The organism is Sinomicrobium soli, from assembly GCF_003285545.1.
In the GTDB taxonomy this organism is placed as follows: domain Bacteria; phylum Bacteroidota; class Bacteroidia; order Flavobacteriales; family Flavobacteriaceae; genus Sinomicrobium.
Map to the genome: position 1 here is coordinate 309,384 of NZ_QLNV01000004.1, position 26,130 is coordinate 335,513.

Annotated in this window: 24 protein-coding genes and 1 riboswitch; of the genes, 13 read left to right on the forward strand and 11 right to left on the reverse strand. The window is 49.3% G+C overall.

The window, feature by feature from the left end; translation table 11 throughout:
- Positions 1 to 64: 64 nt before the first annotated feature.
- The gene (locus DN748_RS07065) at positions 65 to 379 is read left to right on the forward strand and encodes a DUF3467 domain-containing protein (RefSeq protein ID WP_112371065.1); all 315 of its coding nucleotides are present in this window, start codon (positions 65 to 67) and stop codon (positions 377 to 379) included.
- A gap of 239 nt (positions 380 to 618) precedes the next feature.
- Positions 619 to 1,398 (forward strand): hypothetical protein, encoded by a 780-nt coding sequence (locus DN748_RS07070; protein ID WP_236636810.1) that lies wholly within the window; start codon positions 619 to 621, stop codon positions 1,396 to 1,398.
- Between the two features lie 36 nt (positions 1,399 to 1,434).
- On the opposite strand, the gene DN748_RS07075 is transcribed toward DN748_RS07070, so the two are convergent.
- Positions 1,435 to 2,133, reverse strand: a complete 699-nt coding sequence (locus DN748_RS07075) for a rhomboid family intramembrane serine protease (protein WP_112371067.1) — start codon at positions 2,131 to 2,133, stop codon at positions 1,435 to 1,437.
- 59 nt (positions 2,134 to 2,192) lie between these two features.
- On the opposite strand from DN748_RS07075, the gene DN748_RS07080 reads away from it, so the two are divergent.
- On the forward strand, positions 2,193 to 3,473 hold the full coding sequence (locus tag DN748_RS07080) for a replication-associated recombination protein A (protein ID WP_112371068.1): 1,281 nt from the start codon (positions 2,193 to 2,195) through the stop codon (positions 3,471 to 3,473).
- 246 nt (positions 3,474 to 3,719) lie between these two features.
- Here DN748_RS07080 and dnaJ read toward each other — a convergent pair whose 3' ends face one another.
- A complete protein-coding gene (gene dnaJ, locus DN748_RS07085) occupies positions 3,720 to 4,835 on the reverse strand; it encodes a molecular chaperone DnaJ (RefSeq protein WP_112371069.1) in 1,116 nt (371 codons plus the stop codon).
- Between the two features lie 45 nt (positions 4,836 to 4,880).
- Entirely contained in the window at positions 4,881 to 5,429 is a 549-nt protein-coding gene (locus DN748_RS07090; RefSeq protein ID WP_112371166.1) for a nucleotide exchange factor GrpE, read from the reverse strand.
- A 231-nt stretch (positions 5,430 to 5,660) separates the two neighbouring features.
- On the opposite strand from DN748_RS07090, the gene DN748_RS07095 reads away from it, so the two are divergent.
- Positions 5,661 to 6,311, forward strand: a complete 651-nt coding sequence (locus DN748_RS07095) for a DUF1684 domain-containing protein (protein ID WP_112371070.1) — start codon at positions 5,661 to 5,663, stop codon at positions 6,309 to 6,311.
- Positions 6,312 to 6,402: 91 nt separating this feature from the next.
- Here DN748_RS07095 and DN748_RS07100 read toward each other — a convergent pair whose 3' ends face one another.
- The 6 genes from DN748_RS07100 to DN748_RS07120 form a co-directional block, all read right to left on the reverse strand.
- A complete protein-coding gene (locus tag DN748_RS07100) occupies positions 6,403 to 7,470 on the reverse strand; it encodes a porin (RefSeq protein WP_112371071.1) in 1,068 nt (355 codons plus the stop codon).
- Between the two features lie 138 nt (positions 7,471 to 7,608).
- Positions 7,609 to 8,850 carry an ammonium transporter gene (locus DN748_RS07105; RefSeq protein WP_112371072.1) on the reverse strand — a complete coding sequence of 414 codons (1,242 nt, stop codon included), beginning with the start codon at positions 8,848 to 8,850 and terminating at the stop codon, positions 7,609 to 7,611.
- A 47-nt stretch (positions 8,851 to 8,897) separates the two neighbouring features.
- Positions 8,898 to 9,236: a P-II family nitrogen regulator gene (locus DN748_RS07110; RefSeq protein ID WP_112371073.1), complete on the reverse strand. Its 339-nt coding sequence runs from the start codon at positions 9,234 to 9,236 to the stop codon at positions 8,898 to 8,900.
- A gap of 353 nt (positions 9,237 to 9,589) precedes the next feature.
- The gene (locus tag DN748_RS07115) at positions 9,590 to 10,627 is read right to left on the reverse strand and encodes a GyrI-like domain-containing protein (protein ID WP_112371074.1); all 1,038 of its coding nucleotides are present in this window, start codon (positions 10,625 to 10,627) and stop codon (positions 9,590 to 9,592) included.
- Between the two features lie 132 nt (positions 10,628 to 10,759).
- Positions 10,760 to 10,936, reverse strand: coding sequence for a hypothetical protein (locus DN748_RS19060; RefSeq protein WP_161554496.1), 177 nt, complete (start codon positions 10,934 to 10,936; stop codon positions 10,760 to 10,762).
- Between the two features lie 235 nt (positions 10,937 to 11,171).
- Positions 11,172 to 11,360 carry a hypothetical protein gene (locus DN748_RS07120; protein WP_112371075.1) on the reverse strand — a complete coding sequence of 63 codons (189 nt, stop codon included), beginning with the start codon at positions 11,358 to 11,360 and terminating at the stop codon, positions 11,172 to 11,174.
- Between the two features lie 163 nt (positions 11,361 to 11,523).
- On the opposite strand from DN748_RS07120, the gene DN748_RS07125 reads away from it, so the two are divergent.
- A complete protein-coding gene (locus DN748_RS07125) occupies positions 11,524 to 11,913 on the forward strand; it encodes a pyrophosphohydrolase domain-containing protein (protein ID WP_112371076.1) in 390 nt (129 codons plus the stop codon).
- A 277-nt stretch (positions 11,914 to 12,190) separates the two neighbouring features.
- Here the strand turns inward: DN748_RS07125 and DN748_RS07130 are convergent, their stop codons facing one another.
- Positions 12,191 to 13,261 (reverse strand): branched-chain amino acid aminotransferase, encoded by a 1,071-nt coding sequence (locus tag DN748_RS07130; RefSeq protein WP_112371077.1) that lies wholly within the window; start codon positions 13,259 to 13,261, stop codon positions 12,191 to 12,193.
- Between the two features lie 167 nt (positions 13,262 to 13,428).
- On the opposite strand from DN748_RS07130, the gene mnmD reads away from it, so the two are divergent.
- Both mnmD and DN748_RS07140 read left to right on the forward strand, forming a co-directional pair.
- Positions 13,429 to 14,091 (forward strand): tRNA (5-methylaminomethyl-2-thiouridine)(34)-methyltransferase MnmD, encoded by a 663-nt coding sequence (mnmD, locus tag DN748_RS07135; RefSeq protein WP_112371167.1) that lies wholly within the window; start codon positions 13,429 to 13,431, stop codon positions 14,089 to 14,091.
- Positions 14,092 to 14,244: 153 nt separating this feature from the next.
- The gene (locus tag DN748_RS07140) at positions 14,245 to 16,014 is read left to right on the forward strand and encodes an aromatic amino acid hydroxylase (protein ID WP_112371078.1); all 1,770 of its coding nucleotides are present in this window, start codon (positions 14,245 to 14,247) and stop codon (positions 16,012 to 16,014) included.
- A 20-nt stretch (positions 16,015 to 16,034) separates the two neighbouring features.
- On the opposite strand, the gene DN748_RS07145 is transcribed toward DN748_RS07140, so the two are convergent.
- Positions 16,035 to 16,709 (reverse strand): PrsW family intramembrane metalloprotease, encoded by a 675-nt coding sequence (locus tag DN748_RS07145; RefSeq protein ID WP_112371079.1) that lies wholly within the window; start codon positions 16,707 to 16,709, stop codon positions 16,035 to 16,037.
- A gap of 228 nt (positions 16,710 to 16,937) precedes the next feature.
- Between DN748_RS07145 and DN748_RS07150 the strand changes: the two genes are divergently transcribed.
- From DN748_RS07150 to metH, 6 genes are all read left to right on the forward strand, one after another.
- Positions 16,938 to 19,049, forward strand: coding sequence for a HEPN domain-containing protein (locus DN748_RS07150; RefSeq protein WP_112371080.1), 2,112 nt, complete (start codon positions 16,938 to 16,940; stop codon positions 19,047 to 19,049).
- A gap of 81 nt (positions 19,050 to 19,130) precedes the next feature.
- A complete protein-coding gene (gene cobA, locus DN748_RS07155) occupies positions 19,131 to 19,937 on the forward strand; it encodes a uroporphyrinogen-III C-methyltransferase (RefSeq protein WP_112371081.1) in 807 nt (268 codons plus the stop codon).
- Between the two features lie 37 nt (positions 19,938 to 19,974).
- Complete coding sequence (locus DN748_RS07160; protein ID WP_112371082.1) at positions 19,975 to 20,556, forward strand: precorrin-2 dehydrogenase/sirohydrochlorin ferrochelatase family protein; 582 nt, start codon at positions 19,975 to 19,977, stop codon at positions 20,554 to 20,556.
- A gap of 68 nt (positions 20,557 to 20,624) precedes the next feature.
- The gene (locus tag DN748_RS07165; RefSeq protein ID WP_112371083.1) at positions 20,625 to 21,683 is read left to right on the forward strand and encodes an NAD(P)/FAD-dependent oxidoreductase; all 1,059 of its coding nucleotides are present in this window, start codon (positions 20,625 to 20,627) and stop codon (positions 21,681 to 21,683) included.
- A gap of 398 nt (positions 21,684 to 22,081) precedes the next feature.
- Positions 22,082 to 22,192, forward strand: a riboswitch (SAM riboswitch).
- A 113-nt stretch (positions 22,193 to 22,305) separates the two neighbouring features.
- Complete coding sequence (locus DN748_RS07170) at positions 22,306 to 23,310, forward strand: homocysteine S-methyltransferase family protein (RefSeq protein WP_112371084.1); 1,005 nt, start codon at positions 22,306 to 22,308, stop codon at positions 23,308 to 23,310.
- A gap of 56 nt (positions 23,311 to 23,366) precedes the next feature.
- Positions 23,367 to 26,108, forward strand: coding sequence for a methionine synthase (metH, locus tag DN748_RS07175; RefSeq protein ID WP_112371085.1), 2,742 nt, complete (start codon positions 23,367 to 23,369; stop codon positions 26,106 to 26,108).
- Positions 26,109 to 26,130 lie beyond the last annotated feature (22 nt).

Consider the following 26,130-nt stretch of genomic DNA (forward strand, 5'->3'; position numbering starts at 1 on the left):
TTTCCGGCCTTTTTTTTATTTTAGCATGGAACTCACCGAAACGGGTTCGTAAATAGATACCATCATGAGCGATCAGAACAACCCGAAAAGGGAGCAAATAGATATAGAACTGGATGAAAATGTTGCCGAAGGAACCTATTCCAACCTGGCGATTATCAATCACTCCGTTTCCGAATTTGTGGTCGATTTTATCAGTATGATGCCGGGGACCCCCAAGGCCAAGGTCAAAAGCCGTATTATCCTGACCCCGCAGCACGCCAAGCGTTTTCTCAAGGCACTTGCAGATAATGTACATCGCTTTGAATCGGCCCACGGGGAGATCAAGGATTATGAACAGCCTCCCGTACCGCTTAATTTCGGCCCTGCCGGAGAGGCGTAATCACGCACAGGCCCCCCGTTTCTTCAGTCCGGGTTTTTTACGGCCTTCCCTTCTCCCGCATAAACATAAATTCGCAGGAGGTGATGGATATTTGAACAGAATTTCGGAAATTAGCAAAAACTGAATTCTTTGTGCCTGCCGGGTATATCTGTATAAAACTCCGGGAAGTTGCGGAAGACATGAAGATGTTCTGTTCACCGGGTAAGATTTAAAATGCCCTTGACTCTTAAAAATCTGTAATGATGAAAAAAATATTGACTGTTCTTATTGCCGTTTTCAGTATATCCTGTGTCCTGGGGCAAAGCAGTGTTAACGGGTATAAGTATGTTATAGTCCCTAAAAAGTTTGATTTTTTGAAAAAGGAAAACCAGTACCAGGTCAATGCGCTGGTCAAATTCCTGTTTGAGAAATACGATTTTACCGCGGTATATGCCAATGAACTGAATGCGGATATCGAGGAAAACAGCTGCCTGGCACTGAAAGCGGATGTCAGGGACGATTCCAATATGTTTACTACCAAGCTGAAGGTGGAGCTGACCAATTGCAGGGGAGAGGTGGTCTTTCTTTCGGAAGAAGGGAAAAGCAAGGAGAAAGATTACAAAAAAGCATACCACGATGCCCTGAGGAAAGCTTTTCTTTCGGTGGAAGAGCTGGGTTACCGTTATGACCCTTCACAGGCCATAGTAGCTCCGCGCAGGTCTGTGGCGGCTGCACCGGCCGCTACAGCAACACCGGTGCTCGCTGCCGAAAGCAAGGCCCCGGACAATACTCCTGTGCCTGTGGCAAGGCAGACCGGTACGGTATCCGGAGAAGTGCTGTATGCCCAGCCTGTAGAAAACGGGTATCAGCTCGTAGATCAGTCGCCCAAGGTTGTTTTTGTATTGCAGAATACGAGTGTGGATAATGTGTTTATCATTAAGGACAAGAATGGGATGCTCACCCTCAAGGATGGCAAATGGATGGCAGAGTACTATGAAAACGGGGAACGCGTGCTCCGGGAGCTGGAGATCAAGTTTTAGATACCGGTAACAGCGCTGCAGGTATTGTGGTGTTAGCTATGATACGGGGTCTTCTTCATCCTCCTGTGAGGGAGGATTTTCCACAAAATTTCCCTCGTCGTCAAAATGCCTCAGGAAGGGGTCGTTTTTCTCGTCGTAATCCTCTTTTTCCCATTCGTATTTATGGGGAACGGGCAAACTTCCTTTGATACATATCGCCAGGATCAGTCCGCTTAAAAAACCGGACAAATGGCCTTCCCACGAAATCTCCTCATCAATGGGAAATACATACCACAGCATGCTGCCGTACACAAAGACGACAAGCAGCGAAAGTGCTACCAGTCTGTAGTGCCGTGTGAATATACCTTTAAAGAATATAAAGGCGAACAGCATATAGATGAGTCCGCTGGCTCCGATGTGATAGGCCGGTCTGCCTATGCCCCAGGTGAGTAGCCCGGAGAGCAGTGTGCCGTACAACAGGACTTTCAGGCTTTGTTGCCTGTAAAAATGGAGTAGCATGCTGCCCAGTATCAACAGGGGAAGGGAATTGTTATACAGGTGCTTTACGGACCCGTGAAGAAAGGGGCTGCATACAATGCCTGCCAGCCCCGGTAACTTCCGCGGGAGAATGCCATAACCGGTAAAGTCGTATGCGAATCTTATCTGTATCCAGTATATGGTCCATACCAGTACCACGAAGAGAAACGGGTAAAGTACCGTAGTCAGTGAGAAGCGAAAATCCTTATGATCCTGCATTTTTCTTAATTAATTATCGAATTGGCACATTATCGAATTAAATATAGTAATTTTACGGTATGAACGAACCACTTGCAGAACGAATACGCCCCAAGAGCCTTGAAGAGTATATCAGCCAGGCCCACCTTGTCGGGGAAACCGGATCGCTTACGCGGCAGATCAGGCGGGGACTGATTCCTTCCCTGATTTTATGGGGGCCGCCCGGTACCGGAAAAACGACATTGGCCAATATTATCGCTTGTGAAAGTGACAGGCCTTTTTATACCCTCAGCGCTATCAACAGTGGTGTCAAGGATGTGCGTGAGGTCATTGAAAAGGCCAAACAGGGAGGCGGACTTTTTACAGCTAAAAACCCCATACTTTTTATAGATGAGATACACCGGTTCAGCAAATCGCAGCAGGATTCGTTGCTCGGGGCCGTGGAAAAAGGATGGGTGACCCTGATAGGGGCCACTACCGAGAACCCCAGTTTCGAGGTCATTCCCGCCTTGCTTTCGAGGTGCCAAGTCTATGTGCTGAATGCTTTCGACAAGAAGGATATGGAGGCCCTGTTACAGCGGGCGATGGAGAAGGATACGGTACTTTCCGGGATAAAGATCGACCTCAGGGAAACCGAAGCCCTTTTGAGGCTTTCCGGAGGAGACGGCCGTAAGCTTTTGAATATTTTTGAACTGGTAATCAATTCCGAAGGTACCGGCGAGGTAACGATCACCAATGACATGGTGCTGGAAAAGGTACAGAAAAATACGGTGCGGTATGACAAGACCGGCGAACAGCATTACGATATCATTTCGGCTTTTATCAAATCGATAAGGGGGAGTGACCCCAACGGGGCGGTGTATTGGCTGGCACGAATGATAGAAGGCGGAGAAGATGTGAAATTCATAGCCAGGCGAATGATCATTTCGGCTTCCGAGGATATAGGGATTGCCAATCCGACAGCCCTGGTTATAGCCAATAATACGTTCCAGGCCGTGACTACCGTAGGATACCCGGAGGCCAGGATCATACTGAGCCAGTGTGCGCTACACCTGGCTACATCGCCCAAAAGCAATACGTCGTATATGGCGATCAACCGGGCGCAGGAAGCGGTTAGGCAGACCGGCGATCTTTCCGTGCCCCTGCATTTGAGAAACGCACCTACCAAGCTCATGAAAGAACTGGGGTACGGTGAGGGTTATAAATATGCCCATGACTATGCTGGAAATTTTGTAAACCAGGAATTTCTGCCGGACGAATTGAAGGGCACCTCCTTTTATGTGCCGGCCGGAAACTCCAGGGAGGAGCAGATACGCAGTTTTATCCAGAAACGCTGGGGCGACAAATACAAGGGGTCGTGAAAAGAAAAACCCATCCTTAAAAGGGATCAAGGATGGGAAAAAATTGCTATGAAAAAGAAAAAAATTAACACTAAGGTTTCTTAGCGGATTTTCAAATATAGTATTTTTTTTATGATATTTTTAATGAATATATAAAAAAATAATCAAAATTTCCGGTATGGTATATATCAGGTTTTCCGGATACTAAAAAACGCAGGATTTCACCCTGCGTTTTTTATGTATCGTGATTAAAGATTTTACAGGCAGTCAGGAGAACATGTCCTTTACCTTTTCGAAGAAAGATTTGTCGCTTTTTTCCGGTTTGGGAGTGAAGTGTTCATCCTGGAGCATCTGTTCGAAAAATTCCTTTTGTTCCCTGTTAAGGGTTTTCGGGGTCCACACGTTTACATGTACCAGGAGGTCACCGCTTCCGTACCCGTTAATACTTGGGATTCCTTTGCCCCTGAGCCTCAGTATCTTTCCGGACTGTATACCCGCTTCCAGCTTGATCCTGACCTTGCCCGTCACGGCATCGATCTCTTTTGAGGTGCCGAGTACGGCTTCGGGGACACTGATGTACAGATCGTAATGGAGGTTGTCTCCTTCCCTTTTAAGGGTAGCGTGTTCTGTTTCGCTGATCACGACCAGCAGGTCTCCTGAAATGCCGTTACCCGGAGCTTCATTCCCTTTCCCGGTTACCTTGAGCTGCATGCCATCTGCAACCCCTGCGGGTATTTTAATAGAAACGGTCTCTTCAGATATTTTCAGTCCCTGGGCATCGGCGTCAGCCGGTTTTTTATCTATGATCTGTCCGCTGCCCCCACAGGCATTACAGGGCGCAGAGGTCTGCATTCGTCCGAGGATGGTGTTGGTAACCCTTGTGACCTGCCCGGTGCCGTGACAGGTGGGGCAGGTTTTATAAGATACTCCCGGAGCCTGTACCTTACGGCGTACCTTTACTTTTTTCTCCACTCCATGAGCTATTTCCTCCAGGGTCAGTTTTACATGAATGCGGAGATTACTTCCCTTTACACGTCTCTGGCCGCCGAAACCACCACTGAACCCTCCGAAACCGCCACCGAATGCACCGCCGAAGATATCACCGAACTGGCTGAATATATCATCCATATTCATGCCGCCGCTGCCGAACCCGCCATTGCCTTCAAAAGCGGCATGCCCGTAACGGTCATAACGCGCCTTTTTGTCCGGATCGCTCAGTACCTCATATGCTTCAGCCGATTTTTTAAACATTTCCTCGGCATGACTGTCACCGGGGTTTTTGTCGGGGTGATACTGTATGGCCTTTTTCCGGTAAGCTTTCTTGATCTCTGCTGCCGAAGCACTCTTCTCGATTTCCAGTATTTCGTAATAATCCTCTTTCATCTGATTGTTTTTTTGAGCCGGAGTCTCTCCGGGATACCGGGCCTCTTAGTTTCCTACAACTACCTTGGGGTACCTTATAATCTTTTCCCCGAGCCTGTATCCTTTTTCTATAACATCAATAATCTTGCCTTTCATGTCTTCTGACGGAGCGGGGATCTGGGTAATGGCTTCGTGGAGTTCGGCGTCAAAAGCATCTCCCTGGTTGACTTCAATTTCCGTCAGCCCCTTACTTTTCAGGGTTTCTCGGAACTTATTACTGATCAGATCAACACCTTTCAGCAACTCATCGACAATATCGGGGTTCCCGTCTGCCGATTTCCTGATCTCTGCAATGGCCCTGTCAAAATCGTCCAGTACCGGAAGCATGGCAGACACGACATCCTGTCCTGCTGTCTTAAAGAGTTCGATACGCTCTTTGGCAGTGCGTTTTTTATAGTTTTCAAATTCGGCAAAGAGACGGAGGAACTTGTCTTTTTCCTTGCCGAGCTCTTCCCTGAGTTCCTCTTCTGCAGAGACTTCCTGTTCCCGGGCAACCTGTCCTTCTGCCGCGATATCTTTATTGTCTTCTATTTCGTTGTTATCCTTTTTAGCCATGGGTTCTGTCATTTATACTGCCCAACCATATAGCAAAAGTGTTGCCAAACCCCAAAAGATGAGTTTTCGGCATGCCTGATGCCCGGCACCTGCCCCGTCTATGTCAAAATGTCACCGGTTTCCGGAGGATTGCGGCGGAGAATTGTATTATAATATCCTAACTTTGTGTTTTATCCGGTCATATGGATATTGTATGGTGGGAAGTACATCGTTTATCTCAAATTTATTCACATGAAAAAGCAATATCTGATTATGGTGTTTCTCCTTGTCCTTGCCGGTTGTAAGGGAGACAGGAGATATCACGATATCGGGACCACTGCCACACAAGATTCTACTGACGTACTGTGGGACATAGCGCAATTTCAGAAAACGCTGAACGGGGAATTCCGCGATCCGGGGCATTCCCCGTTAAAGGAACGGGACCGCAAGGATTTCCGGGGGCTGGATTTCTTTCCCGCAGATACGCTGTTACGGGTCGTGGCAAGGCTGGAACGAACCCCGGGAGCCTCTCCTTTTGCCATGGCGACCACGACCAGCCGGTCCGTGACCGGAGTGCGTTACGGAATACTTCATTTTACCATAGAAGGGGAGGAGTACCGGCTGAATGTGTATCAGAACCCTGAAGTCACTTCCCGCCCGGGATATGCCGATTATCTCTTTCTGCCGTTTGCCGATGCTACCAACGGGGAGGAAACCTATGGGGGCGGCCGGTATATCGACCTGAGAATTCCTGAGGGGAACGAGATCGTGCTGGATTTTAACAAGGCATACAATCCTTATTGCGCCTATAATCCGTCGTATTCATGCCCGGTGGTGCCCGATGAAAATACCCTGGCTGTTCCCATAAGGGCCGGGGTAAAGGCTTTCAGCCCCGGTAAGTAATTGCCGGAATAAAAAGGTCCGGCCTTCCTGTGGGAAGATCCGGACCCGAAACATACATGGTATGAAATATAGCTTCTGACTGTGTGGTCTTTCAGAACTTGTAGATGGCAGCCATAACAAAAGACCCGAGACTGCCTTCCGAAGGAATTCCGGCATTGAAACCGTCCTTGTCAAAGAATACGTCTTCCGATACCGAATCCAGGCGCAGTTCCGGTTTGAGGATCAGATCGCCTACGGTATAGCTCCCGGTAAGGGTAAAGTCCCAGGTATCGATATCAGCTCCGTATACGGGGCCACCGTCTTCAAGTTCCTTGAAGTATTCTGCGCGTAATCCCAGTGCAAAACTTTCGGAAGTCTTGATTTGCGGGTACAGGGCTACCCCGTAGAACCCGCCGGCATCCTTGGTCTCGTTGTAGGTAGCGTTGAGCCCGAGATAAAAAGCATCGGTAAGGTCGTATCCCGTGGTAAGATCTATCTGGAACGTGGGGTTTTCACTGATGGATGTGCCGTCGTATTGCTTTCCGTAAATGGCGTTGAGCCATGTACCCCCGTTTTCGGTCTCATAACCGAGCTGGGCGCCAAAGGTATATACCCCGGCAGGATTGTACTCGGTATAATCGGTCGGGTTCATCACGGCAAGCATCGCCGACCAGTTGTCGGAAAGACTGAAGTCGGCTTTCAGGCCGGTATGGGAAAAAGGACCGTAGGAGAACATATAGGAAGTAGAGTAGTTGAAATTCCCTACGGGAGAGATCACCTCATATCCCAGGAAGGTATTGAAATTCCCGAAGGTCAGTGTTACCGCATCGCTTACGGTCCAGTACACGTATAGCTGGTTTACGATATTGGACGATCCTGTAGACAGGAATACCGCATCGGTTCCGCGGGGACCGAAAACGAGGTCTGCCACGAATCCCACTTTGTCGCTCTCATAGGAGGCTACGACGTTGGCCATTCCGAGAGCGAACCCCGGACTGTTGGCAAAGGAAGAGGCAGGGGCCTGCTTCTGTTCGTCGGAAAAATTGTAACGGTAATATCCGTCAACACTTCCGCTGATCTGTAATTTTTTTTCTTCCTGTGCCATTACAGTTAAATTTACGAGAGCAAACATGGCTAAAAGTGCTTTTTTTGCGAACTTTGTAGAAGTGATCAGTTTCATAAATAAAAGGATTAGTCGTTTTAATAATTATTACGTTCGTTATGTATGTTGAAATGCCGGAAATCCCTTGTGAGGCTGAGTTTAATGCGGAGCGTTCTGCCAAACGCTCCGCTTCCTTATGAAGGACTTCCGTGTGAATTAGTGTTGATTCATACGGAAATCGGCATAGGCCTCCATGCCCCCGTGCTCGTGAAGGTCGAGTCCTTCGATCTCCTCATCCCTGCTGACGCGAAGCCCCATGGTCTTTTTGACAATAAAGAGTATGATGAATGCCGAGACGACGCAAAAGGCACCTACGATACCTACTCCTGCCAGTTGTATCAGGAACTGGTCGAATCCTGCCATGGACCCGAACAGGCCGACGGCCAGGGTTCCCCAGATACCGCATATAAGGTGTACGGCAACAGCTCCTACGGGATCGTCCAGTTTCAGGTGGTCTACAAGGGAAACCCCGAGCACTATGACCACCCCGGCAATAAGCCCTATGATAATGGCATCGGTAGGTGTCATCAGGTCGGCTCCTGCGGTGATACCTACCAGTCCTCCGAGGATACCGTTGAGGAACATGGTAAGGTCGTAATTCTTATACCTGATCTTAGAGAAGACGAAGGCTGAGATCCCTCCTGCGGCAGCGGCCAGGCAGGTGGTGACCAGTGTGAGTGAAGTTGTGGCCGGGTCTGCCGATAAAACGGACCCCCCGTTAAACCCGAACCATCCCAGCCACAGGATCAGTACTCCGGCAGTGGCCATGGGTATATTGTGCCCGGGAATGGCGTTGATTTTTCCGTCCTTGTATTTTCCGATCCGGGGCCCGAGCAGGTATACCGCAACAACGGCTGCCCACCCTCCTACGGAATGAACTATGGTAGACCCGGCAAAATCATAGAATCCCCATTCGTCGAGGAATCCTCCGCCCCATTTCCAGGAACCGGCTATCGGGTATATAAGGCCCACATAGATTACCGTAAAAACCATAAAACTGGTGAGTTTTACACGCTCGGCAACAGCACCGGATACAATGGTAGCTGCCGTAGCGGCAAACATGCCCTGGAACAGGAAATCGGTCCAGTAGGTATAGCCGCCATCTGCATATGCAGTGGTCAGTCCGTCCTCAGGCAGCGAAAGGCCGAAGAGATCTATAAAATAGTCCGGAAGTATGCCGGCGATAAAACTTCCCGGATACATCAGGTTGAAACCCAGCAGGCAGTACAGCAGTAAGCCTATACAGATTATAAAAACGTTTTTGAAAAGGATATTAATGGTGTTTTTCTGTCTCGTAAGTCCTATTTCCAGAAAGGAAAATCCCAGGTGCATAAAAAATACCAGCCCGGTACATACCATCATCCATATATTATTGGCTGTGAATAAAGTGTCTTCCATAATAATAGTCGCTTTAAATTGTTACGTTGTCGGTTAGTTTCTTTTCCTTAGTTGAGCGATGTTTCTCCGTTTTCGCGCGTTCTGATACGATAAGCCTCTTCTACCGGCGACACGAAAATCTTCCCGTCGCCTACAGTACCGGTGGCTGCGGCATCGAGAATGGCCTCAACCGCTTTTTCCGCAAAGGAGTCCGATACTATTATGGACAGGTAACGGCGCTGAATATCGGCAGTACTATAGGTAACCCCGCGATATACATGCCCCTGTTGTTCATTACCCAGCCCGGTGACGTCCCAGTAGCTGAAAAAATTAACGCCAACCTGATGAAGTGCTTCCTTTACATCATCAAACTTTGACTTTCTGATAATTGCTTCTATTTTTTTCATAAGGAATTATGTTTTATGAGTGTTAAAATTATACTAAAACAGTATACACCCCTACTAAAAACATACTAAAACATATGATTTTTACAGTTATTTTATAAATACCCCTATTTTAATTAGGGGGTGTTTCTGTAAAAAGATGTTTTTTTAAGAGGTTTTTATTTTTTTGAAAGGGGAAGTAAAGGTTTGGATAAAAAAATGCGGAAATCGAAAACGTTTTCGAAAGCTTTTATGGTGTTCAGAAGCAGAAAAAGGAGAAGGAGAGGTGATAAAAATGAAAAAAGAACGGCTTTTGTCTTTTTATGGACAAAAGCCGTTCTGAAAAAATGCGGTTCCCGCGTAAAGAATTCTCTGGATTACTCTACTATGGGAGGAATGTTTATTTCGTATACCGGCACCAGGATCTCGGTAACCCATTTGGCAGGGTTCGGAGTATTGCTGGCGTCGGAAGGGTAGAATTCCATATAGGGTCCCGTGGAATCCTGTGCTATTTGTCTTTCGCGCAGATAGGAGAAAGCGCTTTCCCAGGCTTCCGGAAGGTTTTTGGTGTCTCCGTTCAGGGTAACTTTCAGGGCCCTGAAAGGATCGATCTTTCCGGTCAGTATGTTGCTTTCCGGATCGGTAATGACCCTGGAGGTCGTAAACACACCATTGGAGAATATGACAGCGTTGTTTTCCCTGTCCCACGAATGATAATAGGTAAACGGGATTCCCGTATGGTGTATGTTGTTCTCCCTGATATACGTATCGATATCCTTCAATTGTCCCGCAATTTTTTTACTGCTTTCGGATATCCTGCTGGACGTTGTGGTATAGAGATAGAAGCCACCCCCCTGTTCCGTGATCCCGTCTATGCTGATACTGTACTTTTTCAGGTTTTCGGTGATAATGCTGTCGATCAGCCCGAAAGCTTTGTGCACTTCGGGTTCCAGTTTCTGCCCCGGCGGGCCGTAGTATAGCGCCCTGGCTTTTTCTGCAAAATCCATTTTCCCGTTGATGGTGAGTGCGACTTCCGTATGCTCATCCTGCTCCCGGAATTCCCACAGCAGCATTGCCTTTTTTTTCTCCGTACCGGCTATCTCCTGTTCCATATGAGTATATGGAGTAGCACTTGTCGTGGTAATGGTCAGTGTCTCTTCACCGTTTTTCCAGCGGTAACTGCCACCTATTCCCACGGCCGGGTCTCCGTAATGTATTCCCGCTTCATCGCCCGGGAGAAAAGACCAGTCCTTCCAGTTTTTCAGGTTGGCCACATACTGGTACACCAGCTGCGGATTACCGTGTATCACCCGGGAATGACTAATGGTGTATCCGGACGGTTGTGTAGCTATATAGACAGATGCTCCTATAAAGAGTATAAGGATCAGAAAAAAAAGATATTTGAGAATTTTCATAAGATATTCCTTTTACGCCAATGCTAATTTACGCAATAACGTAAAAATTTTGCACAAAAGAATTCCCTTTACTTTTCCGATTGCGGAAAAGCACTATACCAACGACCTCGTATCCGGTTGTAGGGCAACCGGCTATATCGCTTCCCTGTAATGTTTTACGTTAAAATCCGGGGAGTAGCCTCCGTTTGTCTTTTCCGTGTAAAACCGGAAAGGCTTTTTCGTCTTTTTCTCCGTTTTGTTGATGCTGAAAGCCAGCAGCAATACATTGAGGAGAATAAGCGAAAACAGCACGCTTAAGAATGTAATCATTGCTTTTTTATTTTAAACCACGCCGCTAATGTATACTTTTTTTCGATAAAAGGCAATGAAGTGACGTTAAAAAGAGGTTTTAGAGGTATGTTTTGAAGGAAAATACACCTGTTGCTGTAGTGTGACCAAACCATTTCCCGGCTTGAAATCACAGGTCATGACAGGCAATCGTGACATTGATAATCAGGGCAGCAGGTCATTCGGGGCATACCCGTAATCTGTTTTTTTAAGGGGGTCAATGCTTTACCCAGGATTTCAGGAGCAACAGTATCACGAGAAAAAGTATAAACCCTATCAGTACCCTGCCACTGCCCTTATAATGTCTCAGGTGTAATTTTTTATCTCTTTTATAGCTGATAAATATGATGGCTACAAAAGCGACCAGGAAAAAAAGGGCAAATATGAGTTGTCCCGTTGTGAACATATCTTTATTTTTAGCAAAAATAATCATTTTATCCGGAGGAAAAGGAAGAGATCTTACAGGGATTGCAGGTTGAAAAACCCCGGGTGCCTGGTATGATGGCCTGTGGATTTCCTGCCGGTGGCAGGGCAGTTTTGAATACGAACTTAAAATATTGAATATTGCGATGAAGAGAAAACTTGAGGCGGTGGGCGAATTCCACCGGGCATTCGGACTGGGAATATCAGACAAACCCGTAGCAGACCTGGGGCAGGATAAAAACAGGTTGCGCTTTAACCTGATGGCCGAGGAGAATGAGGAATACCTGGAAGCGGCGGAGAGCAATGACCTTGTGGAGGTAGCCGATGCACTGGGGGATATGCTCTATATTTTATGCGGAACCATACTGGAGCACGGCATGCAGCATAAGATAGAAGAGGTCTTTGAGGAGATCCAGCGCAGTAACATGAGTAAACTCGGAGAAGACGGCAGGGCCATATACAGGGAAGACGGGAAGGTAATGAAAGGACCGGATTATTTTAAGCCGGATATAGCAGCAGTACTCAATAAGGAGTAAACGGTGGTTGAAGTTAATAGTTTATTAGTTTGTAGTTCTTAGTTGCTGTCATTCCGACATAGGAGGAATCTCCGGTGCTTCCGTTATGCTGTTGAAGCTCCTTTGTGCCGGGACAGAGATCCTTCCCCCGACAAAAGCCGGGACAGGCACTGCGGTCCGGATGACAACTTTCGACTCCCGACCATTTCGTCGTTTGTAAACTAACGATGGGTTATTGAGTTATTTGGAATCAACTAAATAACTCAATAACCCATTATTAACCTGATAACCTAACCCGTCAATCTATTTTATAACGCCAGCCGAACAGGTCTTCAGCCCTGTTGTACTGAATATCTATGATCACTTTTTTGATGAGTGAGGCATAGGAATTATCGATTTGCGGAAGCTCGAATTTTTCTTCTTTATATCCGAAACCTGCAATCGGGTTGATAACTGCTGCGGTACCGCTTCCGAAAATTTCCTTCAGGCTTCCGTCTTTGGCAGCAGCTATGATCTCACTGACCTTAACAGGCCTCACTTCTACATTGATTCCACGCGATTGTGCAACGGCAATAACACTTTTCCGGGTCACCCCGTCGAGTATCCTGTCACTGGTCGGCGCCGTTAACAAGGTGTTCCCCACACGGAAAAAGACATTCATTGTCCCTGCTTCTTCCAGGTATTCATGAGTATTGGCATCGGTCCATATCACCTGCTGGTATCCCTCCTGCTGGGCCAGGCTGGTAGGGTAGAACTGTGCCCCGTAGTTGGCGGCGGCCTTGGCCGACCCTATACCTCCCGAAGCCGCACGGCTGTAGTGGTCTGCGATCTTTACGCGAACTTCACCGCCGTAATAGGACTGCGCGGGCGAACAGATGATGATAAATTTGTATTCACTGGAAGGGGAGGCCATGACACTGGGTTCCGTAGCTATGGCAAAAGGGCGGATGTAAAGGGAATTCCCTTCACCCCCGCGGATCCATTGCTCGTCCAGTTTCAGGAGCGTCCTGAGCCCGTCGAAAAAGTAATCCTCCGGAAAAGCCGGCATGGCCATACGTTCGCAGGATTTGTTTATCCTCAGAAAGTTTTCCTCGGGGCGGAAAAGCCAGACCTGGCCCTGTTCGTCCCTGTAAGCCTTCATACCTTCAAAAACAGCTTGTCCGTAATGAAATACCCGCGCGGAAGGATCCAGTACAAGGGGCTGGTACGGTTTTATTTCGGGGGTCTGCCATTTTCCGTCCTTAAAATCACAGACAAACATATGATCGGTAAATACGCTTCCGAATGTAAGCTTGCTGAAATCCACTTCTCCTATCCTGGAACCGGCCGTTTTTTCCACTTTAATCGGAGTAACTTCTTCTGTCTTCATATTCAAAATATTTTATCAGCTAAATTAATTAATTTAATACGTATATCGGCGTAAAAAATAGTATAAAATTCATTTATTTTGTAGTGCCATGCCGGCCTGTATGCGTTTTGAGCCGGGAAAACCGGGAACGGAGGATACGGAAAATAAATTTTACGAATAAACTGCCATTGAAGAGAAAGATCATAACCACGGCCGATGGTTCCACCACCATTCAGCTCGAAGAATGGAACGAACAGTACCATTCCGTTCACGGCGCTGTCCGGGAAGCCAGACATGTATTTATAGATCAGGGACTGGACCGTTTTGAGTCCGGACCATTGTCTGTACTCGAAATAGGCTTCGGAACGGGGCTTAATGCCTTTATTACCCTGCTGGAAGGAGTGCGGCGGGGCATGAAAATACATTATACGGGAGTAGAGGCATACCCGGTATCTGCAGAAGAGGTGAAACAGCTGAACTATGTACAGGCTCTCGGCGCCGAAGCACACGCCGCCCTTTATGTGCGCCTGCATGAGGCCCCCTGGGAGGTCCCGCAGGAGATTGCGGAAAATTTCGTATTGGTAAAGCGGAAACAGTCTTTTGCCGATATAGGGGATAAGGCGTGTTTCAACCTGGTTTATTTTGACGCTTTCAGCCCGAGGGTACAACCCGAACTGTGGACGGAAGACATTTTTGCCAAAATGTATGAGGCCCTGAAACCGGGGGGTATACTGGTTACCTATTCGGCCAAGGGCAGTGTGAGGAGGGCCATGCAAGCCGTCGGTTTTACCGTGGAACGCCTGCCCGGACCTCCCGGAAAAAGGGAGATGCTAAGGGCTGTGAAACACTGATATTGATGTTTTGTCCTTGAGGAAGGGCGATTTTATACCGGTAGTACCAGGTCTGATGAAGTCCGAAGTCGGAAGTAAGACTGAAGTTCATCATGTGGTGTCAACAACAATCTCCCTTTTTGTATCTTTGAAAGGAACCAGCAATTTATTCTCATGGAAGAAACAGCATATCAGAGTAATCCTGTCCTGGATAAGTTACCGGCACACCTGAAACAGTTTATCAAACCGCAGCATTATGAGGATTATTCCCCTGTAGACCAGGCGGTATGGCGTTATGTGATGCGCAAGAATGTGGATTACCTGAGCAGGGTAGCCCATGACTCCTATCAGGAAGGGCTCCGGAAAACCGGGATATCCATAGAACATATCCCCGATATGTACGGCATGAACCGTATCCTTAAGGAAATAGGCTGGGCGGCGGTAGCGGTAGACGGGTTTATCCCCCCGTCTGCGTTTATGGAGTTCCAGGCATATAATGTCCTGGTCATCGCTTCCGATATCCGGCAGCTGAAACATATCGAGTACACCCCTGCACCGGATATTATCCATGAAGGGGCCGGACATGCCCCTATAATCGCAAACCCGGAATACGCCGAGTACCTGCGGCGTTTCGGGGAGATCGGGAGCAAGGCGATCTCCAGTGCGCACGATTACGAGGTGTACGAAGCCATACGGCATCTCTCCATTATAAAGGAGGCCTCCGGCACTCCCGATACGGAGATAGAAGCGGCGGAGAAACGGGTGGATGAACTGCAGCGGGATACGGGAGACCCCAGTGAAATGGCCCTGATCCGGAACCTGCACTGGTGGACGGTGGAATACGGGCTGATAGGCAGTGTGGAACACCCGCGCATTTACGGGGCCGGCCTGCTTTCTTCCATAGGGGAAAGTGCCTTGTGCATGACAGACCAGGTGAAAAAAATACCTTATACCATAGCGGCGGCCTACCGGGACTTCGATATTACCAGGCCGCAGCCACAGCTTTACGTCACTCCTGATTTTGCCCATCTCAGCCTGGTGCTGGAAGAATTTGCCAATACCATGGCCCTGCGAAAGGGAGGCTTGCAGGGAGTGCGTAAACTTATAGGATCGGGTGCACTGGGTACGGTAGAGCTGAGTACGGGATTGCAGATCTCCGGGGTTTTTACGGAAGTGCTGGAAGACGAAGGGAGACCGGTCTATGTACAGACCCGGGGAAAGACGGCACTGGCATACCGCGAAAAGGAACTGGTAGGGCATGGCACCGCATACCACGCCGAAGGATATGGTAGCCCTGTGGGAAGGCTCAGGGGGATAAACCTGGCCATAGAAGATATGAGCCCTCGGGATCTCAGGGCCTATGATATCTATGAAGGAGAGCGGGCCACACTCCTGTTTGAAGGAGGGGTGGAAGTGAGCGGTGACATTATCACCGGTACGCGCAACCTACAGGGGAAGATCATTCTTATCAGTTTTGCCAACTGTACCGTACGCCAGGGAGACCGGATATTGTTCCGCCCCGAATGGGGAGTTTACGACATGGCGGTAGGAAAAGAGGTGGTCTCTGCATTTTCGGGGCCTGCCGATGCCGGGAGTTTTGACCTGATCAGTCATGTGCCTTCCGAAAAAACGCTGAAGCAGGAGAAAAGTGAAGTGCGTACCAGGCTCGAAAACCTGTACCGGGAAGTCCGGGAGATCAGGGAAGGACACAGGAAGTTTGCTGAAATTCACGGGATATTTGACAAACTCAGGCAGGATCATCCGGAAGACTGGCTGTTGCCGGTAGAATTATACGAACTTGCCGCAACGCATAACGACGAAGGTCTCCTGCTCGGTATCAGGGCATATCTGCACCAGGTGAAATCGGAGCAACCACAGGCAGAACGGCTGGTAGACGACGGTCTGGCACTTGCAGGCCTTCCGGCCTCACAGGAAGAGGGATAACCGGTAATGCGCGGTAGCTGTCATATGCGGAACCGGGAGTTGTCCTGGTGTCTCCTGATGGCTTTTCGCGATAGCAGAAGCGCTATGCCCAGGGAAATGAAAGCCCCGGCCCAGGTTCCGGGAATAAAATTGATGAACAGGAAGAAATCATAGGCCCCGTGAAACAGTACCGCCAGCAGCAACCCGCAGAGATTGAGCAAGCTGCTGTTTCTGGAAAATTTGGCCTTTCCCATAAAATATCCCATCAGTATGCCGAAGGAAGCGTGGGCAGGTACGGCGGTAAATGCCCGTACCAGGGCTATCTGGTACCCGCCGCTCATCACATACAACAGGTTTTCGGTGGCGGCAAACCCCATGGAAACCATTACGGCATAGACAATGCCATCAAAAGGTTCGTTAAAGTCGCGTTTGGGCTGGGCGTAATACCGGACAATGACATATTTGCTGAATTCTTCGGTAAACCCCACCACTATGAATGCTTTTACAAACATCTGTAGTACACTGCTGCCGTCATTCAGCGGGAGCAGGGTGTCGAATACCCGGGAAAGCAGTACCGTGATGAGGACACTGGCTATGGCTCCGAGAAGAAAACAGGACAGGAGCAATCTGACGGGTTCCTTTTCGTATTTGTCCTTTATATAAATATACAGAACAATGGCGGCAACGGGAGCAAGTGCTGTGAGTATGAGATTCATGGAGGAAAATTAATAAAATATGTGACATGACAGCCCGGTTTTTTTAAAAGAAAGCACCGGGCGTGCCGGACAGGAGGTATTGCTGTGCAACCCGTCGGGGGGGAACAGTACGTTCCTGCAAATAAAAAAGGGCGTAAAAAATCTGCCGATTCTGTTAGGTTTTATATAATTATCCCTTACATTTGCATCATAAACCTATAAATCTATCGATTAAATAGACTAATAGATATGCAGAGCTTCAGAACAGAAATAGAGAATCCGGTTGTAGAAAAGGATATTATAGACCTGGAACGCAAGATACGCCAGTTCCGGGAAGGCAAGGTCGATGACGAGCGTTTTCGCAGTCTTCGCCTGGCAAGGGGTATCTATGGGCAGCGACAGCCCGGGGTGCAGATGATACGGATAAAACTTCCCTACGGAAAGGTGACCAGCGAGCAGCTGCACCGTATAGCCGATGTGTCTGACAAGTATTCCACCGGGAGGCTGCATATCACGACCCGGCAGGATATACAGATACACTACGTGAGCCTGGACCGGACACCGGAACTCTGGGCCGAACTGGAGAAGGACAGCGTTACCATACGGGAAGCCTGTGGTAATACGGTGCGTAACGTTACGGCGAGCGAAACGGCGGGGATCGATACGGAAGAGCCTTTCGACGTGACCCCCTATGCCGATGCTACGTTCAGGTATATGCTCCGGAACCCCATAGGGCAGGAAATGGGGAGGAAGTTCAAGATATCTTTCTCTTCTTCCGATGCCGATACGGCATTGAGCTATATGCACGATCTCGGGTTTATCCCCAAGATAAGGGACGGAAAAAGAGGCTTTAAGGTATTGCTGGGCGGAGGGCTCGGCTCTCAGCCGAGACATGCCGATGTGATATATGAATTTCTCGAGGCAGAGCGTATCATACCGTTGATAGAAGGCGTAGTGAGAATATTTGACCGTTACGGAGAACGTGCGAAACGCATGAAAGCCAGGATGAAGTTCCTCCTGAAGGATATGGGGGTAGAAGAATTTACCCGGTTGGTCAAAGAGGAGCAGAAAGCGGTTCCCTATGACACGTATCCGATAGAAACGGAAGGTTTTGACAGTTTCCCGGCAGCACTCGAAAACCTGGAGCATATAGAGGTCCCCCGGGTAGAGATCGACGATGCCGAGGCTTATGAACACTGGAAGAAAACCAATGTCTTCCCCCAGAAACAGCAAGGGTTTGTCGCTGTCGGGATCAAGGTGGTCATAGGTGATTTTTATACGGACAAGGCCCGGAAACTGGCCGATCTGGTCAGGAAATATGCAGGGAACGAATTGCGTTTTTCACTGCGACAGAACATATTATTGCGTCACGTCCGCGAAGATCTGCTTCCCTTTTTCTACAGGGAACTCGGCGCATTGGGCTTTACGCAGGTCGGGTACGACAGCACGGCCGACATCACTGCCTGCCCGGGTACGGATACCTGTAATCTCGGGATCGCCAACAGCACCGGGATTGCCCAGGTACTGGAAGAGGTGCTCAGTGAGGAATATCCCGAATACCTCGACAACAAGGATGTGGCGATAAAAATAAGCGGCTGTATGAATGCCTGCGGGCAACATATGATGGCCCATATCGGTTTCCAGGGGATGTCCATACGTTCGGGCAAGCTGGTGGCCCCGGCGCTCCAGGTATTGCTGGGAGGTGGCGTACTCGGCGATGGTCAGGGAAGATTCTCCGACAAGGTGATCAAGATCCCCAGTAAGCGGGGACCACAGGCCCTGAGGACCATACTGGACGATTTCCGGGCCAATGCGGAAGAGGGAGAGAATTTCCTGGGGTACTATGACCGCCAGGGGAAAACCTATTTTTATGATATCCTGAAACCGCTTTCAGAAACAGATAACCTCACCGAGGATGATTTCAGGGACTGGGGCCATACCGAAAACTACAAGCAGGAAGTAGGTGTGGGGGAATGTGCCGGGGTGGTCATAGACCTCGTGGCTACATTGCTTTATGAAAGTGAAGAAAAGATAGAAGGTGCGGGTACGGCACTGGAAGCCGGAAAATGGGCAGACAGCATCTACCATTCGTATACCTCCATTATCAATACTGCCAAGGCATTGTTACTTGCAGAAGGTAAAAAGACAAATACCCATGCCGGGATTATCGACCAGTTCCAGGATGTTTTTGTGGTCACCGGTAAAGTGGAACTTCAGGCCGGAGGTGAATTTTCCGACCTGGTATACCAGATCAGGAAAAATGAACCTACAGGTGATTTTGCAGGAAAGTATATGCAGGATGCCATCACTTTCGTCAACCGGGTAAAGTCGTACAGGGAAGAGGAACTGATAGCGAGTTAGGGCTGCAGGCTAAAAGACATTCAGTGCTCCGGGCCCGGATAAAACCGGCCCGGAGCGCGCAACAGAAAAGGAAAATATTACGTGAAAAGACCGAAGTTAATATTAGTAGGAGCAGGACCGGGTGATGCGGAGCTCATTACACTCAAGGGCATAAAGGCCTTGCAACAGGCCGATGTGGTGCTGTATGACGCCCTGATCAACAGGGAGCTGCTGGACCATGCGCCCCGGGCGATAAAGATCTTTGTCGGGAAGCGCAAGGGGTTTCACGCCTATTCCCAGGACGAGATAAACAGGCTTATCGTACGCAATGCTTTTGCACATGGTACGGTAGTCCGTTTAAAGGGGGGAGACCCTTTTATCTTCGGCCGGGGTACCGAAGAGACAGACTACGCGGAGGGTTTCGGGCTGGAAACGGAAGTGGTTCCGGGGATAACCTCGTCCATAGCCGTGCCTGCCAGGCAGGGTATATCCCTGACAAAGAGAAATGTAGCCGAAAGTTTCTGGGTGGTTACCGGTACGACTTCTTCGGGGAAGCTTTCGGGAGATATCCGCCTCGCAGCACAGTCTACCGCTACCGTGGTGATATTGATGGGGATGGGCAAGCTCGGAGAGATTACGGAACATTTCCGCAATGCCGGAAAAGGGGAGGTGCCCGTAGCCGTGATCCAGAACGGGACTACGGTCAATGAAAATCTGGGATGCGGAACGGTAAATACTATCGGCGATATTGTCCGGGATAAAAAACTGGGCTCGCCGGCCATTATTGTGATCGGAGAGGTGGTTCGTGAAAGTACCCGCCTGAAGCATCTTTACGAGGCTGTAAATGTTCTGCCGGAACAGGAAAAATACGATGATCTCCCCGAAAGGATTACATTGTTCAAGCGGTAATAACGCCCGTTTTGGTCGGCTACAAAATTGTAAACAGATGAAAAAAAACGAATTATACCCGGTATTTTTAAAGGTCAGCGAACTCAATATCCTCCTGGTAGGAGCCGGGAATGTAGGGTATGAGAAGCTCTCCTTTCTCCTGAAGTCGAGCCCGAATGCGAGAGTCATTGTCGCGGCCGACCGCTTTAGCAGTGAGGTTAAGGAGCTGGCCGGGAAACACCATATTCCCCTGTTGTTCCGTACCTATTCCTCAAACCTGCTCCATAAAAAACATATGGTGATCGCAGCGACCGACGACCCGGAAGTAAACCGGCAGATCAGCGAAGAGGCGAGGGAGAGAAATATCCTGGTCAACGTGGCGGACACCCCGGAACTCTGTGATTTTTATCTCGGGGGTATCGTCACCAAGGGACAGGTGAAAATAGCCATATCAACCAACGGAAAATCGCCTACCATGGCCAAGAGATTGCGACAGTTTTTTGAGGAGGTGATCCCCGAGGATATCGACGAACTGGTAGAAAACCTCAATCGCTACCGCAGTACCCTGAAAGAGAGCTTTGACAGTAAGGTGGCCCGGCTCAACCACCTCACGAGATCTTTTATCGGAGTGTCGGAATAACTTTCCCGGGTTGTGGAAAATGATGAAATTAACACCTTAAATACAAATCATTACAGAAACAGAACGAGATGATAAAGACGGATATTTTGATTATCGGTGCCGGCCCTACAGGATTGTTTACGGTATTTGAAGCCGGGCTGTTGAAATTAAAGACACACCTTATCGACGCCCTTCCGCAACCGGGCGGGCAATGTTCGGAGCTATATCCGAAAAAGCCCATTTACGATATCCCCGGCTTCCCGGAAGTGAATGCCGGAGCCCTGGTAGACAACCTGATGGAGCAGATCAGGCCGTTCAGTCCCGGTTTTACGCTGGGCGAACGGGCGGAAACCATAGAGAAACTCGAAGACGGTACTTTTATAGTCACCACCAACAAGGGTACCAGGCACCATGCCCCGGTAGTAGCCATTGCCGGAGGTCTGGGTTCTTTTGAGCCTAAAAAGCCGCTTATAGACAATATTGCGGATTACGAAGACCGGGGGGTGACCTATATGATCAAGGACCCGGAAGTATACCGCGACAAGAGCGTCGTCATTGCCGGGGGGGGAGACTCCGCGCTGGACTGGTCCATCTTCCTGGCCGATGTGGCTTCCGAAGTGACCCTGGTACACCGGAGAAGCGAATTCAGGGGAGCCCTGGATTCTGTAGACAAGGTAGGCGAACTGGCCAAACTGGGAAAAATAAACCTGGTAACCCGTGCCGAAGTCACAGGGCTCTCGGGAGAAGGACAACTGGAATCCGTACGTATCCGCCACCAGGATGAAGGAGAGTTTGTCAAAGAGACCGATCACTTTATTCCCCTGTTCGGACTGTCGCCCAAACTCGGGCCGATCGCCAACTGGGGGCTCGAGATCGAGAAAAATGCGATCAAGGTGGATAATTCCTATGACTATTCCACCAATATCCCCGGGATCTATGCCATCGGGGACGTAAATACCTATAAGGGAAAACTGAAACTCATCCTGTCCGGCTTTCACGAAGCCGCCATTATGTGCCAGAGTGCCTACCAGCGTATTTTCCCGGACAAGAAGTATATCATGAAATACACTACCGTGGGAGGAATACAAGGCTTTGACGGTACCAAAAAAGAGGCGAAAAAAGAGGTCATCAAGGCTATTGAGGTATAATCCCGGCCCCGATTGTTGTTGACAATACGGGGCAACCGTAGAGACATATGATCATGTGTCTCAAGAGGATTTCAGACAATAATTTCACATAGGTTTTACCCTTTGTGAATATTGCGATATAACAGGTAACAGCCCTGTCCGGATGGTTGTCCGGGCAGGGCTGTTACCGCGATAAAAAACAACAATTAGTTTGCAAAAGAAAAAGGTATTGCATTTCTTTGCGGTTGTTTTGGTTAGTAGTGAGGTGTTAGGTGTTAGTATTGAGTAGTGAGATGTTAGTAGTGAGATATTAGTATTGAGTAGTGAGAATAAAATAAATCTCAATACTCAATTCTAAATACTCAATACTCAATACTCAATTCTAACCACTAAAAACCCCCAATATCTCAATTTTATTGCAGTTATCAAGAAAGGCATAGGGAATAGACCCGTTGACGCCTTGGCAACCCTCCGGGCCTGAAGCGGAGAAGGTGCTAAATTCTACCCTGGTTTCCAGGGACAGATGACGAGGATACTTCATGTATTTTTCCCTGCTTCCTGATAACAGATAATAGTTTTAGAAACGGTTTTTGTCCGGGCCGGATAGTTATTGCTGTCCGTACAAAAATTAAAGATCCGTGTTATGAACAGATTAAAGGCAGAACTCGCCAGGCGGATACTGGTACTGGACGGAGCCATGGGAACCATGCTCCAGCAATACCGGTTTTCCGAAGAAGACTTCAGGGGTGAGCGTTTTAAGGATTACAAATATCCGCTGAAGGGGAACAACGACTTGTTGTCCCTTACACAGCCACAGGCCATAGCCGAAGTGCACGCAAAGTATTTCGAGGCGGGGGCGGATATCGTGGAGACCAATACCTTTTCCGGTACTACCATAGCCATGGCCGATTACCATATGGAAGACCTGGTTTACGAGCTCAATTACGAATCGGCCCGGATCGCACGGGAGGTAGCCGACAGGTTTACCGCTGAGCATCCGGAGAAACCCCGGTTTGTGGCCGGAGCCATGGGCCCCACCAATAAAACGGCAAGCATGTCGCCCGATGTCAATGATCCCGGTTACAGGGCCATTACCTTCGACGAACTCAAGACGGCGTATAAACAACAGGCAGAGGCACTGACAGACGGCGGAGCGGATATTCTGCTCGTAGAGACCGTTTTCGATACCCTGAATGCCAAGGCAGCCCTGTTTGCTATAGAAGAGATGAAAGAAGAGCGAGGGACCGATATTGCGGTTATGGTAAGCGGTACGATTACCGACGCTTCCGGAAGAACATTGTCCGGGCAGACCGTGGAGGCCTTCCTGATCTCCATTTCCCATATCCCGTTGCTCAGTGTCGGCTTTAACTGTGCACTCGGAGCCGACCTGCTGAAACCCTACCTGAAACGGCTGGGGCAGCAAACAGAACTGAATGTCTCTGCCCATCCCAATGCAGGACTTCCCAATGCTTTCGGTGAATACGACCAGACTCCCGGAGAAATGCAGGCACTGATCAGGGAATACCTGGAAGAGCACCTGGTAAATATTATCGGAGGGTGTTGCGGCACCACCCCGGAGCATATCAGGCTTATCGCAGAAGTGGCTGCCGCATACGAACCCCGGAAACTGGGAACAACGGCCCTGTAGATCGTATCGGAAAATACGGGCCGGAAGTGAATAACCGCAGGTAGAAAGGAGCATACATGGAGAATATCAGTAATAATAAAGAAGATAAATTACCGGGAGAACAGGCCGGCCGGCCGGTGCGCCCCCTGAAGTTGTCGGGGCTGGAACCACTGGTCGTTACCCCCGAAAGCAATTTCATAAACATAGGCGAACGGACCAATGTCACCGGTTCGCGGAGGTTCCTGAGACTGGTCAGGGAAGAAAAGTACGAAGAAGCCCTGAATGTGGCACGGGCCCAGGTAGAGGGAGGAGCCCAGGTGATCGACGTGAACATGGACGAAGGAATGATCGACGGGGTACGGGCCATGACCACCTTTCTCAACCTGATCGCTTCGGAACCTGATATCGCCCGGGTACCTTTAATGATAGACAGTTCCAAATGGGAGATCATAGAGGCCGGGCTGAAGGTGGTACAGGGAAAATGTATCGTAAATTCCATCAGTCTTAAGGAAGGAGAGGAGATCTTTATTCATCATGCAAAGACGGTCAGGCGCTACGGAGCGGCAGTGATCGTCATGGCATTCGATGAGGTAGGGCAGGCCGATAATTACGAGCGGCGGGTAGCGATCTGTAAACGCTCCTACGATATTCTGGTGGACAAGGTGGGCTTCGCCCCGGAAGACATCATTTTTGACCCCAATATTTTTCCCGTAGGTACCGGAATGGAAGAACACCGTAAGAATGCGGTGGATTTCTTCATGGCGACCCGGTGGATCAGGGAAAATCTCCCCTATGCCAATGTAAGCGGGGGGGTGAGTAACGTATCGTTCTCTTTCAGGGGAAATAACGTGGTGCGCGAGGCCATGAATGCCGCCTTTCTGTACCACGCCATACAGCACGGCATGAACATGGGGATCGTGAACCCGGAAATGCTGGAAGTATACGATGAGATCCCGGAAGAACTGCTTACCCATATCGAAGATGTACTGCTCGACCGGCGTGATGATGCCACCGAACGCCTGCTGGACTATGCCGAGCAGGTAAAGGGAGAAGGAAAGCCGGGAGAAAAGAAAAACCAGGAGTGGCGTTCGGAAGACCTGCAGCAACGCATCACTCATGCCCTGGTGAAGGGCATCGACGAATTTATAGAAGACGATGTGGAAGAAGCCCGCCAGCAGGTGAGTAAACCCATAGAGGTTATTGAGACCCATCTGATGAACGGGATGAATGTGGTGGGCGACCTGTTCGGCAGCGGAAAGATGTTCCTGCCCCAGGTGGTAAAATCGGCACGGGTCATGAAAAAGGCCGTGGCCTACCTGCTGCCCTTTATCGAGGAAGAGAAGAAAAAACTTCCGGCAGGGGAAGGGGCCTCCCGTGCGGTCGGAAAGATCCTGATGGCTACGGTAAAGGGCGATGTGCACGATATCGGAAAGAACATCGTAAGTGTGGTGCTGGGCTGCAATAACTACGAAGTGGTAGATCTCGGGGTGATGGTCCCTCCCGAAAAGATCATACAGACTGCTCTGGATGAAAAGGTGGATATTATCGGTCTCAGCGGACTGATAACCCCTTCGCTGGACGAAATGGTATACCTGGCACAGGAACTGGACAAGCTGAATATCAATATCCCTGTCCTGATAGGCGGGGCCACGACCTCACGGGCACATACGGCGGTGAAGATAGCCCCGGCATACAGGGAAACCGTGGTGCATGTAAACGATGCTTCCCGGGCTGTTACGGTAGCCAGTAATCTGCTTAACGAAAAGACAAAAGCGGAATACTGCCGGTCGGTAAGGGAAGAATACGATAAGCTGAGAGAAGGCTTTCTCAGCCGTTCCAAAGTAAAGGAATACCTCAGTATCGAAGAAGCCCGGAGCAACAAGATGCAGCTGGACTGGGATGGGTATACTCCCGTGAGGCCGGAAAAACCGGGAATACACCGGGTAAGTGTGAAACCGGAAGAACTGCTCGGTTATATCGACTGGACCCCGTTTTTCAGGACCTGGCAGCTGCACGGTAAATACCCCGACATACTTACCGATGAGGTAGTAGGCGAACAGGCTACCCTGCTGTTTGAAGATGCGAAGAAAATGATGGAACAGCTGATAAGGGAAGAGTGGTTGCAGGCCCGGGGAGTGTACGGACTTTTTGCGGTCAACCAGGTCAACGACGACGATATCGCCGTTTATGATGAGGCCGGGAACCAGGTAGCGACGTTCCTGACACTGCGGCAGCAGTCTAAAAAGAACAAGAGGGCAGCCAATATTGCCCTGGCCGACTTTATTGCCCCGGAGCACAGTGGCACCAGGGATTATATGGGGGCATTCTGCGTGACGGCAGGCTTTGGGGTGGAAGAGAGGGCCGCGGCATTTCAAAAGAACAACGACGACTACAATTCCATTATGGTGAAAGCCCTGGCCGATCGCTTTGCCGAAGCGTTTGCCGAATACCTGCACGAGAAGGTCCGTAAGGAATACTGGGGGTATGCCTCCGGTGAAGTGCTGAATAATGAAGAGCTTATAAAAGAATCGTATAAGGGGATAAGGCCCGCCCCGGGATATCCCTCCTGTCCCGATCACCTGGAGAAAAGGACGATATGGGACCTTCTTAAGGTGGAGGAGAACACGGGAGTAATACTCACTGAAAGCCTGGCGATGTGGCCTGCTTCTTCGGTGTCGGGCTATTATTTCGGACATCCCGAAAGCAAGTATTTCGGCCTCGGAAAGATCAGGGAAGACCAGGTAGCCGATTATGCGGTCAGACGGGGAATCACCGAAGATGAAGCCCGGAAATGGCTGAATCCCAATATTGCAGATTGATTATTGATCAGAGATAAAAAAC